Source organism: Edaphosphingomonas laterariae (assembly GCF_900188165.1).
Taxonomy (GTDB): Bacteria; Pseudomonadota; Alphaproteobacteria; order Sphingomonadales; family Sphingomonadaceae; genus Sphingomonas_E; species Sphingomonas_E laterariae.
The window spans coordinates 19,224-34,928 of record NZ_FZOS01000031.1 but is presented as its reverse complement, the minus strand read 5'-3'; the positions used below and the strand labels follow the sequence as shown (position 1 = coordinate 34,928).

The 15,705-nt window shown below is 62.1% G+C and carries 10 protein-coding genes and 1 tRNA gene; 3 read left to right on the top strand and 8 right to left on the bottom strand.

The genetic code is table 11. The features are described 5' to 3' along the window. The first annotated feature begins 117 nt into the window (after positions 1-117). Genes CHB74_RS18090 through CHB74_RS18080 form a run of 3 tightly spaced genes read left to right on the top strand, consistent with a single transcriptional unit; the run spans position 118 to position 5,608 of the window. Positions 118-2,022: a TonB-dependent receptor gene (locus CHB74_RS18090; RefSeq protein WP_089220938.1), complete on the top strand. Its 1,905-nt coding sequence runs from the start codon at positions 118-120 to the stop codon at positions 2,020-2,022. 42 nt (positions 2,023-2,064) lie between these two features. After that, positions 2,065-3,504 (top strand): amidase, encoded by a 1,440-nt coding sequence (locus tag CHB74_RS18085; RefSeq protein WP_089220937.1) that lies wholly within the window; start codon positions 2,065-2,067, stop codon positions 3,502-3,504. 49 nt (positions 3,505-3,553) lie between these two features. Next, positions 3,554-5,608 carry an alpha/beta hydrolase family protein gene (locus CHB74_RS18080; protein WP_089220936.1) on the top strand — a complete coding sequence of 685 codons (2,055 nt, stop codon included), beginning with the start codon at positions 3,554-3,556 and terminating at the stop codon, positions 5,606-5,608. A gap of 11 nt (positions 5,609-5,619) precedes the next feature. On the opposite strand, the gene CHB74_RS18075 is transcribed toward CHB74_RS18080, so the two are convergent. The 8 genes from CHB74_RS18075 to CHB74_RS18040 all read right to left on the bottom strand — a co-directional run bounded on the left by CHB74_RS18075 (position 5,620) and on the right by CHB74_RS18040 (position 15,676). Continuing rightward, entirely contained in the window at positions 5,620-6,894 is a 1,275-nt protein-coding gene (locus tag CHB74_RS18075; protein WP_144033852.1) for a GntR family transcriptional regulator, read from the bottom strand. A 240-nt stretch (positions 6,895-7,134) separates the two neighbouring features. Continuing rightward, positions 7,135-8,808 (bottom strand): tannase/feruloyl esterase family alpha/beta hydrolase, encoded by a 1,674-nt coding sequence (locus CHB74_RS18070; RefSeq protein WP_089220935.1) that lies wholly within the window; start codon positions 8,806-8,808, stop codon positions 7,135-7,137. Between the two features lie 232 nt (positions 8,809-9,040). Beyond that, the gene (locus CHB74_RS18065; protein WP_089220934.1) at positions 9,041-10,465 is read right to left on the bottom strand and encodes an alpha/beta hydrolase domain-containing protein; all 1,425 of its coding nucleotides are present in this window, start codon (positions 10,463-10,465) and stop codon (positions 9,041-9,043) included. A gap of 424 nt (positions 10,466-10,889) precedes the next feature. Further along, the gene (locus CHB74_RS18060) at positions 10,890-11,546 is read right to left on the bottom strand and encodes a dienelactone hydrolase family protein (protein WP_179220903.1); all 657 of its coding nucleotides are present in this window, start codon (positions 11,544-11,546) and stop codon (positions 10,890-10,892) included. Between the two features lie 273 nt (positions 11,547-11,819). Then, positions 11,820-12,026 carry a DUF5818 domain-containing protein gene (locus tag CHB74_RS18055; RefSeq protein ID WP_029624440.1) on the bottom strand — a complete coding sequence of 69 codons (207 nt, stop codon included), beginning with the start codon at positions 12,024-12,026 and terminating at the stop codon, positions 11,820-11,822. A 79-nt stretch (positions 12,027-12,105) separates the two neighbouring features. Further along, complete coding sequence (locus tag CHB74_RS18050) at positions 12,106-13,446, bottom strand: tyrosine-type recombinase/integrase (RefSeq protein ID WP_010124877.1); 1,341 nt, start codon at positions 13,444-13,446, stop codon at positions 12,106-12,108. Positions 13,447-13,625: 179 nt separating this feature from the next. Continuing rightward, positions 13,626-13,716, bottom strand: a tRNA-Ser gene (locus tag CHB74_RS18045). Positions 13,717-13,972: 256 nt separating this feature from the next. Next, on the bottom strand, positions 13,973-15,676 hold the full coding sequence (locus CHB74_RS18040; protein WP_089220932.1) for an FAD-dependent oxidoreductase: 1,704 nt from the start codon (positions 15,674-15,676) through the stop codon (positions 13,973-13,975). Between the last annotated feature and the right edge of the window lie 29 nt (positions 15,677-15,705).

Here is a 15,705-nt window from a genome sequence, read left to right as displayed (position 1 = left end):
CTTCGGGCTACGCCCTCACGCCACTCCCCCCGGCATGTAACACCGTGGCCTGGTTTTACGCCGCCGAATGGCCGACTTTTGCTCCGCCGTTGACAAACATTCTACGACCTGGAGAATGTGCAGGTTTTGAAGGGTCCGCAGGGCACGCTGTTCGGCCGCAATACCACGGGCGGCGCAATCCTCTTCGTTCCGAAACGTCCAACCAACGATCTTGACGGCTTCTTCAACTTTCGGATCGGCGAATATGAGCGCCGTGATGTGGAATTCGCCGTCGGTGGTGTGATCGTTCCAGACAAGGTGATGCTGCGCTTTGCAGGGCAGTTTCTCAATCGGGAGGGATTCACCAAGAACCTGTTCAATGACAGTCGGACGGACGCCGAGGACACGAAGTCCTTCCGTGTCAGTCTCCTCCTGACCCCGTCGGAGCGCTTCGAAAATTATACCCTCTTCGAATACACGTCGATCGAGGAGGCAGGATCGGGCGCGTCCATTGGCGGTTTCACCGCGACCAACCCCGTCTTCTCGGCAAGCACACCGACCCAGCCGCCGCTCCTGCCGCAACTGACCGCCGCCCTCGCCGCCCAGCAGGCGCGGGGCCCTCGGATCATCGATGTCGACTTTCCCCTGAGCAACGGGTTCAAGTCGCGCGGTGTCCTGAACTCCACGACGCTCGACATGACGGACGACATCAGTCTGAAGAATATCTTCAGTTACCGTTGGTATCAGATGGAGACAAATTACGATATCGACGGGACAGATCTTCCGATCCTGAATGTTAGCAATCCTTTCCAGGGGAACTGGATTACGCAACGGACCGAAGAAATCCAGCTTCGCGGTAATTTCGACATCGTCGATGTGGTTGCTGGCTATTATGACGAGCGCAACAAGTCGCCGGCCGGAAGTGTTGGCTTTGATACCGTCCAATATGTCCAGCTACCGCCGATCCCGGGGCTGCTCCCCGCAGGCTATCTCGGCCCGATCCGTGCATTCGTCATCAGCGGCGGCAGCCTCAACACGAGCAAGGCCTTTTATGGCGAGGCCAACCTCAGGCCTCTTGACGGTTTGACGCTGACCGCTGGTATTCGGCGTACCAAGGATTTCCGGTCGACCTCGACAGAAGGCACCAAAATCCTCATTCCCGGCATTCCATTCCCGTTGCCCGCAGGTGCGCCGAGCGCCAACGAGGCCACTTTCAACGCTACCACCTGGAATCTCGCGGCGCTCTACGAGTTCACGCCCGACCTCAACGCATATGCCACCGTGCGACGGGGCTACAAGTCCGGCGGTTTCAATTCGACGGCACTCAATCCCGCCGATCAGTTCTTCCGGCCTGAAACCGTCACTGACTATGAGATCGGCATTAAAAGCAAATGGGGGTCCGGAGATTGGGCGATACGCGCCAATCTCGACTTCTTCTACGACGACTATAAGGACATCCAGCGCTTCGTTAATCTCAACACGATCCCGGCATCGACGGTGACGCGCAATGCGGCCGCGGGCAACATCAAGGGCGTGGACGTCGATCTTGCCGTGGCCGCCGGCAGCATTTTCAGTATCGACCTCAAATACACTTACCTCGATGCAGAATATGACGAGTATATCGATCCCGGCCTCGGTGATCTGAGCAACAGCCGTTTTCCCAACTCACCCAAGCACCAGCTCAACGTCACGCCGCGAGTATCCATCCCCACCAGCGATGAAATCGGCAAGATCAGCATTCAGTCCAATATCTATTATCAGAGCCTGATTGCGTTCGACCCTGTCAATCGCCCCAATGGCAACCCCGTGGCCGCGCTGAGCGTGCCGGGTGCGACCGCGCCTGGCTATACCAGGATCGACCTGCGGGCCGACTGGCATGACATCATGGACACGAGTCTGAGCGCTGCCATCTTCGTCAAGAACATCACCGACAAGACCTATATCGTCGGCGGTAACAACCAGCTGCCGACCCAATTCGGTACTGTGGCCTATCTCTATGGCGAACCGCAGATGTTCGGAGTGGAGTTTCGCTTCGACTTCTAGTCGACCGACAGCGCGCTACAAAATTTGACGGAGGTCCCACTGATGAATGAGCCAGTACAACGCCGTGCCGGCGACGGATCGCCCGCGCCCGCTGCAGATGACCTGCGCTGGTGGTCGGCGGAACGTATCCGCGACGCGATCGCGCGCAAGGACGTGACCGCAGTTGAGGTCACACAATATTTCCTCGAGCGTGCCGACAAGCTTGATCCAGAATTACACGTGTATTCCGAGCTCGACCGGGAAGGCGCGCTCGCGGCAGCACATGCTGCGGATGCCAGCCTGGCCCGCGGCGAGCTTCCGGGGCCGCTGCATGGCGTGCCTACAGCGATCAAGGACCATGTGCCGGTTGCGGGGCTGCGCGGCCATCAACTGGGCGATACGCCCGCGGCCGTCGCCAAGTGCGATCATTTTGGGGTGGAGAGGATTCGCAAGGCTGGTGCCATCATTTTTGGCACCAACAGCATGCTCGGTGCGGGGGGCGGAGGCACGCTGGCGGGCGAAGGATTGTTCACACCCTTCAACTGGGACGCCGAGGCTCGCAATCCATGGGACACGCGTCACGTTCCTGGATGGTCCAGTTCGGGGGGCGCGGCTGCGGTCGCGGCCGGCATGCTACCTTTCGCGATCGGCTCCGATGGCGGTGGATTAACCCGTCTTCCCGCTGCCTATAGCGGCATCGTCGGCTTCCACCCGACGGCCGGGCTCATTCCCGAGCTCGACTATGAAAGGCCGAGACCGCCTGCCGGAATAACCGTCGGCCCCCTGACGCGCGACGTGCGTGATGCCGCGCACATCACCCAGGTGATGGCAGGCCCCGACGGGCGGGACCCGTTTTCGCTTCAGACGCAGCCCGACAACTTTCTCGCGCACATCGAGCACGGGGTAGCCGGCCTGCGCTGCGCGTGGACCGACGATTTCGGCTTCACCGATCGGTACGCAGCACCCGAAAGCCCCCGCGTTATCGTGCTCGTCCGCGCTGAGGCCCAAAAATTCGAGGGACTTGGCGCGACCGTCGAGGAAACACGCGAGTTCTGGGACGACATCATGCCAGGGCGCATGGCACAGTGGCTCGCTTTCTATCCGACAGCTGGCCTCCCCGCCCCTTCGGCCGAAACGCTCCAGGCCGGGTTCGAGGCACGGGGGCGCAACTGGGATCGCTTCCACAAACTGTTCCGGACCCACGACGTCATTCTATCGGCCACGTCGCAGCGCATCACCCGGCCTATCGACGAATGGGAGGCGGCATGGACGACGGCCGGTCCATCCTATCCCGGCGGCAGCTTCATGGGCTCCTATTGCAGCCACACCGATATGTTCAATTGGCTCAAATTTCCGGCAATTTCGATACCTTGCGGATTCATCGAAGGCTTCCCGGTCGGCCTTCAGGTCGCCGGCCCGCCCGGAAGCGAGGCGACGATCTTCCGCGTCGCGAATGCCTATCAGCGCGCCTTCCCAAGACTTGAGCGCCCGCCCGTCAGCTGACCGGTCTGCGCCCTTTCTTGAAACGCTTCAATCGGATGGAGAGCCAACCGTGGTTATCGACGACTATCAGGGCACCGATCCTTATTTCGGCAAGCCATTCATCGATGTGGACGAGCGGCGTGAACAGCCATCCTCGCATCGCTATGTTCATGGCGGCTTCGAGAACACCGATACGCGGTTTGCGATCTATTTCCCGGATGAGCCGGTCTATCAGGGGCGCTTCTTCCAGCCTTTGGGTGGGGGCCTCGGCGGCACCGAGTTCGCCTTCGTTGGCCCGCTTGCCGGGGTCCTTGGCGGGGTCGAAGCCTGCTTCCGTCTAGGCGGATATATGCTTGAGTCCAACCAGGGCCATTTTGGCAACGACCTCGATCAGCGCGCCGGCAACGATCCGGGCCTATACGGATATCGCGCGAGCGCGGAGTCCGCCCGCTTTGCCAAACATCTTGCGACCCTGCATTATGGCCGCCCGCCCCATCATGGCTATGTCTATGGCGGGAGCGGCGGTGCCCGCCGCTCACCCCTCTGCCTCGAAAATGCTGCCGATATCTATGATGGTGCCCTGCCCTTCATGGGGGGCGGTCCCGTGGCCCCTGGAAAAGCCGACGAGCCCATCGAGAGCGTGCAGCCAACCGGATTCGGGGCGATGTTCAACGTCCGACGGCTCCTCGGCGACAAGCTTGCCAGCGTCATCGATGCGATGGAACCCGGCGGTAGCGGCAATCCGTTCGAAGGCCTGACCACATACGAGCGCGAAGCGCTTGCTGACCTATATCGCCTCGGCTTCCCCCGGGGTGCCGAATATATGATCGCCCAGCCTATGGGTCAGGCCGCAATGTGGTGCTGGAACGCCGACGACTGGAAGCGTCAGGATCCGGACTATGTCCACGCCTTCTGGAACGAGAAGGGCTATGCCGGCCACGACACGCCTCATCTGTTCGAGGGCGACCGCATCGTACGCTTCGAAACCAAGGTCGGCGAAGTGCGTACCGCCGGCGACATTGCCGCCGAGGTCATGCGTGGAGGCCCCGCCGCGGGTGAGGCCAGTTCGTTCATGGCGGTCATGTCCCCGCCCGAGAAGCCAATCGCGATTCGCCTGGCAGGAGCGCCACAGGGCTATCTGCCGGGCGCCGGAGTCAGGGTGACCAGCGGCAACGCGGCCGATCGCCAGCTCTATGTCACCGGCCTTTTTGGGGACACACTCCTGCTTGACGGTTTTGGTGCCGACGGCAACGCCAAGGCTGCCGATATCGAACCCGGTGACAGCGTCGAGGTGGATAATGACGCGTTTCTCGCTTACTGCCATTGGCACCGACATCATATCATTGCCGGCGAGAAAGGTTTCGACCAGGTCATTGTCGACAACGCGCCGATTTTCCCGCAGCGCCGGCCCATCTGCGTGCCGACTCCATTTGGCGGCCATTACTCCGCGCAGTTCGAAGGCAAGCTGCTCTACATGCAGCACACCCACGACACCTCGTTGTGGCCCGACCAGGCGATCCTGTACGCCGAAAATGTCAGCCGGCACGGGAACCCCGACAACTTCCGTCTCCAATGGGTGGAAAATGCAGAGCACATCCCGCCGGCATTCCTGCCGTCCAGCATCTTTCCTTCGCCTTCATCGCGCCTGATCAACTATTCCGGCGTGATCGAACAGGGCCTCGCCGACCTAGTCGCCTGGGTAGAAGAGGGTGACGTGCCGCCTGCCAGCCAGTATCAATACGCGGGGGGCAAGCTGACACTGCCTCCGGAAGCTAAGGACCGCGGCGGAATTCAGCCGGTGGTCGCTGCCTCGGCAAACGGCGCATCGCGCGCGGACGTTAAAGTAGACGAGCCCGTCACGCTCGTCGTTGTGGCCGAGGTACCACCAAACGCAGGAACCATTGTGCGCGTCGAATGGGACCTGGATGGCAGCGGCACATTTCCTGTCGCGCAGGATGGTGTGGACGCGACCTCGACCGCAATCCGGCTTTCCACCACTCATGCTTATGCAAAGGCCGGCACATATTTCCCGAGCGTTCGCGTGATCGCGCAACGCGACGGCGACGTCGCCACACCACATCGCCAAATACCCAACCTCGCCCGCGTTCGCGTGGTCGTTAGCTGACAGATCGCGGCTCAATGATGTCCGAGCAACTCCGTGATCTGGCCGTTGAGCGTGTCAAAATGTTCGTCGGCCGCCACGAGGTTGCCGGACCTGAGACAGTCGAAATTGCCAAACACACTGCAACGCAATGCGTCGAGATCGCTAACCGCGAGTAACGTCGCATTGCCCGCACGGCGAGCTCGGTACGCTGACAGGACCTGTTCGAGGAGGCTCAATACCGGGTTGTCCAGCACTCGCCATTCGAGATGGATCCGCATCATGTGAGATGTGGGATCCTCCCATTTCTGCAATCCGATCAATTGACCGATCTCGTCCCAATCGGCCTGCTCCGCCTTGCACGCCACAAGGAGCCGGTTGAGGCGGCCGAGCATGGACAAGGTCGGGCGGAAATCGCGATCGATAAGCTGGACTTGCGCATAATGGTCGGCGATCCGCTCGATCACCCCCGGGGGGTGGACGGTCGTCGCCATGATCCCGCCGCTGCGGCCGCGTTCACATCTGACCACACCCCGATCCTCCAGCAGCCGCATGGCTTGCCGCAAAACCTGTCGGCTAACGCCGAAGCGGTCGGCGAGATCGAGCTCGAAGCCGACGCGAAAATCGCCCTTCTGCCGCCGTCGGCCAATTTCCGCGATCAGGAGTTCGGCGACAAAGCCGGCCAGTCCTGCACTACATGTGTCCGGGCCTGCCGACGGTGGATTATAGAGCAAGGTGACGGCACGCTCGCGATGCTCGGCGAGCTTGTCGAGCGCTTCTGCAAATGGACGGATCGACCGGTTGAGCGAAAGCAGAGATGGACGGGCCGAGTTGTCCAGCGAATGAAGCGGTGTTTTCCCCGATGCCAGCATGTTGCGAAAATCGGCGATAAACGCTTCGGTCGTGCCAGCACGGGCCGCTATGTCATGGCGATGCAGCAGCCAGATGGCTTTCTGCGCATCCGAAGCCTGCTCGTCAGACAAACCAACAAAAACGAAGTAGCGCGCCAACGCCACCGCTATATCTGTTCGGGGTGCCTCCATAACGATCAGGCCTCCCCCCGGACCGCGACGCATCCGGGCAATGCCCCTGTCCTCCAGGATCCGCACAGCCTCAAGCAACGTTTCGCGCCTCAGGCCATAGCGCTCGCAGATCTCCGGCCCGGTTCCGAACAAGCCACCTGGGGGACCGGCGCTGCGGCGAATGTCGTCCTCAATGCGGGCGACGGCGGCCGACGCCATTTTTACTGGAGCCGATCTCTCGGCCAGGACGGATGTATAGATTTTCGGCCAGTCAAACCTGATCTCCATCCGCAGCCCCCATCCTCTTCCAGGATTTTTCCTGCTGCGCGCACGCTAGCCGCAATCAGCGTGGAAAAATCCTGACGAACGACAGGTAACAGGCTGGAAATGCGGTTGGTGGATGCTGCGCTTCGTCAGCGCATATCAGCTTCACGGTTGGTGACCGCTGCCGATCACTCGGGTGCGCAATGGACGTGGTTCGCAGGCGCGCGGCGTCGAGCATGGCGGCCGCCGCGAGCCTGCGACCGGTCAATTATGGCTGGCCGTCTTTTTCGCCGGTGACACACAGGACCAGTTGGCAGCGTTGTCGACGGCGCCTTTCTCCGTTGATTGGTTGAACCTCGCAACCTGAGGATGCGGGCAGAGAAGGAAGTCCCGCGCGGCGCCCGCCGGCGGCGGCACCATCACGCCCGAAACAACCTTGGTTTGGGGGTCTGCAAATTGCATCTGGACCCTCTCCGCGCCGCGATGGGTGACGATTGACTGAGGCACCTTGCCTTGTTCGACCCAAGCGACCAGGGCGTCGAGCATCTGGTCGGGCGCATCCTGGGGCCCCGTCCCGCCGCCGCAATGCGCCATGCCGGGAACCCTGTAGAACCGAACGAACTCTTCGAGCTCTGCCTTCCCACCGGGAAGCTTCTTGCCAGCATCGTTATAATATTGCTCGAGTTCGATGTCCGAGCAGCAGGAATCACTCACCCCGTTCCACAACAGGAGCTTTCCGCCGGCCTTGCTGAAGCCGCCGAGTTCTGCCGGATAAGGCTGGCCATAATCGAACCTCTTCGCGGCCTCCCACCATGCATTGATTTGTTTGGGATCCTTGAAGTCGAACTGCTTCAATGCGTCATAATCCGGGCCGAAATACACCCGTGCCAGCGAATCGCCGATCACATATCCACTTGGGCTCTTCCTCAGGTTCTCGATGGTGGGCTCGGGCGACCAGGGTGGAGGTGTCTGGCCGAGGAAGCTGGGCCAGGTGCTCATGTTCGAGATCGGAAAGCCTTCCGTGAGCTTTCCATTGGGCCCCTGCGGACCGGCCAGAATGGCCTTTATCGTCCTGATTTCAGGCTGAGTCAGGCACTCGGGTCCATCTGCACCCGAACAAGCCAACTTCGCCACGTCGAATTTGCACTCGCGCGGATCGGCGATGATGTCGTCCTTGGCTCCATCAAGCCCATCGCAGGCAGCGGTGACCTTTTTGTCGACCATGGCGAACTTGGCTGGCGATACCCATGCCCCCGGCTCGCGCGACATTTCGCGCGCTGCGGCAATGAACTTCAGCATTGTTGCGCTGCTCCGGCCCCCTGGTGCACCAAGCAGGACGCCGTCAAAGTCCTCCGGATGGCGCTCTATCGCCATCACTCCCATACGGCCGCCACCCGAACAGCCCGAGTGATAGCGGTACATGCCGGCAGCGTCGTAATAGTCCCTGGTTATCTTCTGGGTAGCGACCGCCACGACATGAGCGCCGCGATGGACATGGTCGACAGCCTGCGCCTCGTTCTTTCTGAGAAAGCTCCAGTCCACCATATGGGCTTGGTGTCCGGTGTCCGTCCCGGCAACGGCATATCCCTTATACAGTGGATTGCCTGGCGGAATCTGGGAGTCCGAGGGCACATAGCCAGCCGCGGCCCCCATCCCTATGAAATAATATCGGTTCTTCCATCCCGTGTCGGGCAACTGCAGGCGAAAATTGACCTTGTTCGGCCCGGGGTTGGTCGTGGTGACGAAACCCTCAATCCGGCAGTGCGGAACAGGCGCTGCGGTCGGAGTGGCGGAGACAATCGTCGTGTCGTCGGGTGCCATAGCCTGGATGGACGAGACTTCGCATTTGCGGGTGTCCGCCGCTTCCTCTGCCCAAGCCGTAGAAGTGGTCGAGACCACCGCGCCGGCCGCCAGCATCACAAACAAGTCCTTTCGCATGCCACTCCCTCAGTCTGCCTGGCGGATTTCCGCGCCGGGGGCAGGCTAGTGGTGGGGTGCGTGCAAAAAAGTCGGCTGAATTGATGGTCAGCCTGGTGGCTCCCGCAACGCGAATGGCCCAGACAGATTGCAAAGCGACCGTGACGTCCCAGAGGCGACTCCGGATTTCAAGAACCGCAAGGAGACTTGCCGATACGCGCCGCTTTTAAACCCCCGCCAAGGCCTGATGGGGTTATTCGCCCGGGTACATCTCGGCGGCAAGATTCCTGATCTCAATCTCATCGGCAGGCAGGATGAAGCCTGCCTCGATCGCCGAGCGAAGCGACGCTTCGAACTTGGCGAGATAATCCCTCTTCCCGTCTGGATAGAGTTCAGCAAGCTGGCTCTCATCGAAAGCAAATGTAGTGCCGAACAGCATGGCAAAGCCCGGCCCGCTTTGGCCGAGCCCCGAAAAGATAGCTGTCGGCACGTCCATCCAGGGAGAGCGGACTCCGCCGACGCTGTTGCCGAACCTGTCGACGATCAGCGTTGGCGGGGCTCCGTCCGCGACACTGAGCGTCGGCGCGCTAGGTGGCGCCTTGCCCGTAGCGACCCAACTGTTGAGTGCAGAAAGCGCTGCCTCCATCACATAATGATGTTGTGGCGCCGCGTTCATTGGTTTGCCGAGAGATAGCCCCATGATCTCCGCCGTCGGTATGAACGCCCTTGCCAGTTGTGCGCTCGTGGCCGACCCGGAGTCGATGGTACTGCCGACGACGGTGTAGGTATCGGCATGTGCGGTCCCAGCGACCTCCCACGTCCTGATCCGGGCGCTGTCGCCCTGGCGAGCCGGGAGAAATCCAACCATCGGCGCCATCAGGTCGGTTTCGGTGATGAACATCAGTACGGGTACGCGAACGTCCGCCCGGATTTGCACGCTCTTTGCGGCCGCACTGCTTTCGCGCGCCTGCATGCTGGAGAGAAAGTCGCCGTCGATCGGCGCCGCGCCTCTGAAACGCGAATGGATCAGGAAGCCGTCGAAAACCCTCTCCTGCGGATCGATCGTGTTCACATAGGTCGTGAGGAACGCCGCAGACTGGGATTCCCCCATCGCCAGGATGCGGTCGAGTTTCAGCGATCCGAGCAATCCGGATTTCCGATCGCGGATCGCCAGGCCCGCCTGGCTGAAGATGTCATAGGAATATGCGTCGCCAGGGTGCGCGAGCGAGCCATAACGCTCCGGGTCGGCTTGCTTCACCGGAAGGACGCCCGGCATCGCCATCTTGCCTCCCTCGAGGCCAACCTTTTGCGAAGAAACGCCCACATAGGCATAGCCTTCGCGGACCAGTTCCCTGTGCAGGTAATTCCAGTCAGGCGCGCCGTCGGTTCCGCTGCTGACATTCAGCCATTCAACGACGACAGTACCGTTGAACTTTGCCGCGTCGCTCGGACGCGCGACCACCATGCGCGTCTTGTAAGCGGCGTGACCGGAAGTCTCGGCCTGCCATTTGCCGTCTGCCGTTATGTCGCCGCCCAGGCTGTATGCGTTTGCCGTTCCATCGAGGAAAAACTCGCCCACGACATAGTTGGCGGGCGCGTGAGCGAAAGTCCCCTGTCCGAGCGTGATCCGCCCCTCGATTGGACCATTCACCGAACGTGCTTCAAGCAAGCTGGGCATCGATATCAATCCCGTTGCGGCGAGACATGCCGCGGCCAGATGACAAATGCCTCTTTCCAGCATGACGCGCCTCCGCCTTCGTTTTCGATTGGACTGCGCCGGCAGCGGACGCACGGGCGCCTGGGTTTGGCCGATTCATCGCCACAGTTAGAGCAGTTGCGCACAGGCCAAGCCTCTCCATGGGCTCGCTATCGACAAGCCGCCTAGGAAAATAGCCGGCCTAATTGCGCCTTGTCGCCGGACCAGCGGCAGATGGCCTGCCCGCAATTCCAACCGCCTGTACTGTTGCCAAGCTTGGGGGATGGAGGTGTCGCAAACCGTTGGAGCCTGGAAGGCAGGCGCCGTATCCGACGGCGCAGGGCATGAGAACATCGCAGGCGTTTGCACCGGGCGAACCGATGGCCTTTTGCTTGGCGTTTCGCTGTCAGGAAAGATCGATGCTTTCGTTGAAGAGATCCAGCATCGCGCGCCACGACCGCTCGTCCGAAGTCAGGTGATAGGCGACGCCCGCCATGCCCATTTTCTCCGAACCGGGGACCGTGAAGCCATGCTGGGTTCCACCATAAAGGATCATCCGCCAGTCGACGCCGGCCGCGTCCATCTGGGCTTCGAAAGCGGCTCTGGTATCGGGTGCAATGAGCGGATCGGCCGTGCCATGCTGGATCAGCACCTTGCCCCTGATATTCCTGGCGTCCTCGGGTCGATTGACCGGAAGACTTGAATGGAAGCCCACGATCGCGGAGACATCGGCACCGCTACGACCGAGTTCGAGGACCGCCGCCCCACCGAAGCAATAGCCGATGGCGGCAACACGATTGCGATCGACACTGTTTTGTGCGGTCAGCACGCCGAGCGCCGTTTCCATGACCGGCCGGATACGCGACGGATCCTCGAAATAGGGCTGAATACGGGGTCCCAGTGCGTCCATCGTCAGGACCTCGCCATCGCCGACATAGTCGGCACAGAAGGCGGTGTAGCCCTTCTCGGCCAGTCGCACGGCGATACCGCGTTCGAACTCGGAGACACCGGGTGCGTTGTGCGCGATGAGGACTGCCGCGCCATTGGGCTTGTCCGGCAGCACCAGGAAGCCGACATAGCGCCTGTCGTCCGGACCGCGATATTCAACATTCTCCAGTTCCATGGCTTCCCCCCATCCCCGATTTGCATCGCTTTTGCTCGAGCGCCGACGATCACATGCCAGGCAAGAAAATCAACCGCGTAGATAAATGAATTCTCGCGGCGCGTTTGGCGACCGATATGCTCGGATCGGATATCCACACATCAGAATGCGGATCGATCTGACAGGTCCGGCCGGACGATCAGCCGAACCTGCGCGAACAGAAGCGGAGCGCTGCTATTCAGGCGTGCTGACACCGTCAACGTCGATGAGCCCGTCGGCTACGACCACGCCCGTCACCCGAACACGCTTCTCGATATGGTCGACCGGCACGCGATGAAGATCGAGGGAGTAGCGCCCACCAATGTCTCGACGCAGCGCGAAGCCACCGTCTTGGCGAACCAGCGTACCGATTTCATCGATCCGGGAACCGATCATGCTCATGGACGAAAGCATAGGCGAAGCGCGACGATTCGCCGAGACGCCGCCATGATAAATCGGGGTTACCAGATCGGTTTGACGCTCATGCCGCTCTGCCAGGCTCCGGGAACTGGAAATCCGCGCCCACCGGTAGCGGCATGCGGCGGCGGGGTTTTTCCCCGATGGGCTTTGCCGGTCGCTCGATGAGCACCGTCGGCGACGGCAAGCCCTCTGAGAGCATGTCCGCCCAGATCATTGCCAGCTCGCGCCTGCGCGGCATGTAGGCGGCACGGTTGTAGGCACCCTCGACCTTTTCCTTGGGAATATGGGCGAGCATTAGATCGATCACCTGGCGGTCATGGTCCTTGCCGTGGCGCTCGACCCATTCATTCATGATCGTCGAGAATGCTGCGCGGAACCCATGCGGCACATGGTGGCCGTGGTAGCCGGCACGATTGAGGAGATAGCCAATGGCATTCTCGCTCATCGGGCGGTTGGGAAAGCGATTGCCAGGAAACAGCAGCTCGCAATCCCCAGTGAGCGGCCAGAGCGCGCGAAGCACGGCGACGCCTTGGGGCGTCATCGGCACAAGATGCTCGCCTCTCTCCTCCGCCTTACGGTCGAGATCGCCTTTCATGCGCGCCGCCGGAATGCGCCATAGCGGCTTTGCTCCATTGAGATCCTCGAATTCGTCCCAGCGGGCACCGCGCAATTCGTTCGGCCTCACAGCCGTGAGTGCAAGCAGCCGCAAGGCGAGCCGGGTGATCGGTCGGGCATAATCCTCTTCGGCATCGAGGATCATCTTCCGCAGACGCCTGAGGTCGGTGATGGCCGGCTGCTTTCCCTTGCGGATCGGCTTGAGCACGGTACCCAGTTTCTCGGCGGGATCGGTCGATGCCAGGCCCTTGGCGATGGCGTAGCAAAAGACCGCGGAAATCCTCTGCCGCACGCGCTTGGCGGTTTCGATGGCACCGCGCGCCTCGATCGCCTGAAGCACCTCGAGGATCTTGGGTGGATTGAGCTCCACCACGGGGAACTTCCCGATTTTTGGAAACACGTCGCGCTCGAGGCTCCGGATGACGTCGGCGGCATGGACCTTCGCCCAGGTCGCCTTCGTGTTTTCATGCCATTCGCACGCCGCCCGCTCGAAGGTATAGCGGCTGACCTCGAGATTGGTCGCGAACGTCAGTTGCTTGACTATCACGGGATCCCGGCCCTGTTCGAGCAGCTCACGAGCCTCGTCGCGCTTGCAGCGCGCGGCGGCAAGGCTGACCATAGGGAAGATCCCGAGAGCGAGAGATTTCTGCTTGCCGTCGAACGCGTAGCTCCAGCGCCAGAGCTTGGATCCGTTCGGATTGACGAGGAGGTAGAGGCGATAGCAATCGGTGAGCTTGTAGGGCTTCGGGCGCGCCTTGGCGGCACGCACTTTTGCATCGGTCAGCAAGGTCCATCTCCGGTACCACGTTTTTGCCGTGCCGAGACCACGCCGTCGTACCACGTTTCCCTCAAAACAGGCCTGAGGGACCACGGCGGACTGCGGACGGTTCCGGCGCACAAAGCCTTGGTTTTCAGCGGAAAAAATCAATTTCGGTGGACTGTTGCGTCCCTCTGCGGAGGGGCGGCTGGCGGAGCGGGAGGGATTCGAACCCTCGATACGGTTTTGCCGTATACTCACTTTCCAGGCGAGCGCCTTCGACCACTCGGCCACCGCTCCGCATGCTCTGGAACGCACGCCCCTAGAGGCTCGCGCGCGCCGGTGCAAGATGTCGATTCATGGACTTCGCGTGCGGCCCCCATCATTCGATGATCCGGGCCCGCCGCGCCACAGCCTCGCCCACCCGATCAGGCAGTGCGGCCTCCGGCGATCCGGCCTTCGGCAGCCAGAACCGCCGAGGGCGCGGACCCGATTCAATGGAGCCCCACGGCATCAATGTGCCTGAGGGTTTCCAATATCCCGCTGGAGTGTGCCGCTAGGCCGCGACAGCACCGCCATCTCCCACCCCGGCAATATGCCCGGCGGCGATGAAGCCCATCACCATCGCCGGCCCCAGCGTCGATCCCGGCCCCGGATAAGACGGGCCCATCAGCGCCGCCGAATTGTTGCCGATCGCATAGAGGCCCGGGATCGGCGCGCCGCCTGTGGCAAGCACGCGGGCATGTTCGTCGGCCTGCAGGCCGCCCTTGGTGCCGATATCGCCGGGCACCAGCTTCAGCGCGTAGAAGGGCGCCTTCACGATCGGGCCGAGACAGGGATTGGGCGTGTTGGTCGGATCTCCATAATAGCGATCATAGACATTGCCGCCCTTGTCGAATTCCAGATCCTTGCCGGTCACGGCATAGCCGTTCATCCGCTCGACCGTCGCCTTCAGGCCGGCCGCGTCGACGCCGATCTTGGCCGCCAGCGCGTCCAGGCTGTCGGCCTTGTGATAGATGTCGCCTTCCCATTCCGCCGGCAGCGAACGATCGGGCGCGATCTGGGCGGGCAGCAGCGGCCCGGCGGCATATTTGAAGCGATGATGGGCGTCGAACACCATCCATGCCGGCACCGCGCCATGGCCCGCCGCCTCGTCGGCATATTGCGCCTCGCCAAATTCCAGATAGGGCATCGCCTCGTTGGCGAAACGGTGGCCCTCGGCATTCACGATCGCGCAGCCGGGCGCGCAGCGTTCCACCATCACCGCCCAGGCGGTGTCCTGCCCCGGCACCGGCACCACCGGTGTCCACCATGCCTTGTCCATGAAGGCGGTGTCGGCGCCGATGGCGATGCCGGCCTCGATCGTTTCGCCCATGTTGGTCGGCGGGGCGGCGGTCCACGCGGCCTGCGTCGGCTTGGGCAGATAGCGTTCGCGCATCGCCTGATTGCGTTCGAACCCGCCGGCGGCCAGGATCACGCCGCGCCGCGCGGTCAATCGTTCGGGCCTGCCGCCGCGCACCACATCCACGCCGGTGACGCGGCCATCTTCCACAACCAGCCCGGTAAAGGCGGTGTCGAGCCACAGGGGTATGTCGCGATCCGCCATCGACGCGCGCAGCGCGCCCATCATCGCCTGGCCCAGCGCCAGCCGCCGATCACGCCGGCCACGGATGCGGGCGGGCAGATCGGTCCAGTAACGGAGCAGCATCTTCATCGCCAGCGTCATCCAGCCCGGCGCCCGCGCGATCAGCACACCCGCCTCGGCCTGCCCCATCGAAAGCCGGCCGAACAGCAGCGTGCCGATCGCCGGCCGGCGCAGTTCGGCAAAATGCGCCCCCAGCTTGTGCCCGTCGAAGAAACTCGGCTCCATCGTCCGATAGCCGGGCCGCGAACCCGGTAGATCGGGATAATAATCGGGATATTTGGGCAGCGCGTGGAAGGTCAGCCGGGTGCGATCGGCCAGCCAGCGCAGCATCTTCGGCCCGGTTTCCAGATAGGCGCGCAGCCGCGCCTCGGGCACCGTTCCCTTGGTCGCGGTGGTCACATAGGTCCAGGTGTCGGCGAAATTATCCTCGCCGCCCAGCCCTTCGATCTGCGGGTTCATCGGGATCCAGATGCCGCCGCCGGACAAGGCGGAGGTGCCGCCGAACTTGTCCGACTTCTCGATCACGAGCACGGAAAGCCCCAGTTCCTGCGCGCGCAAGGCACTGGTGAGCGCGCCCGCGCCCGATCCGACGACGATAACGTCCCACTCGCTCATGCCTGCCCCATCCGCTGATGCCGTGGGCA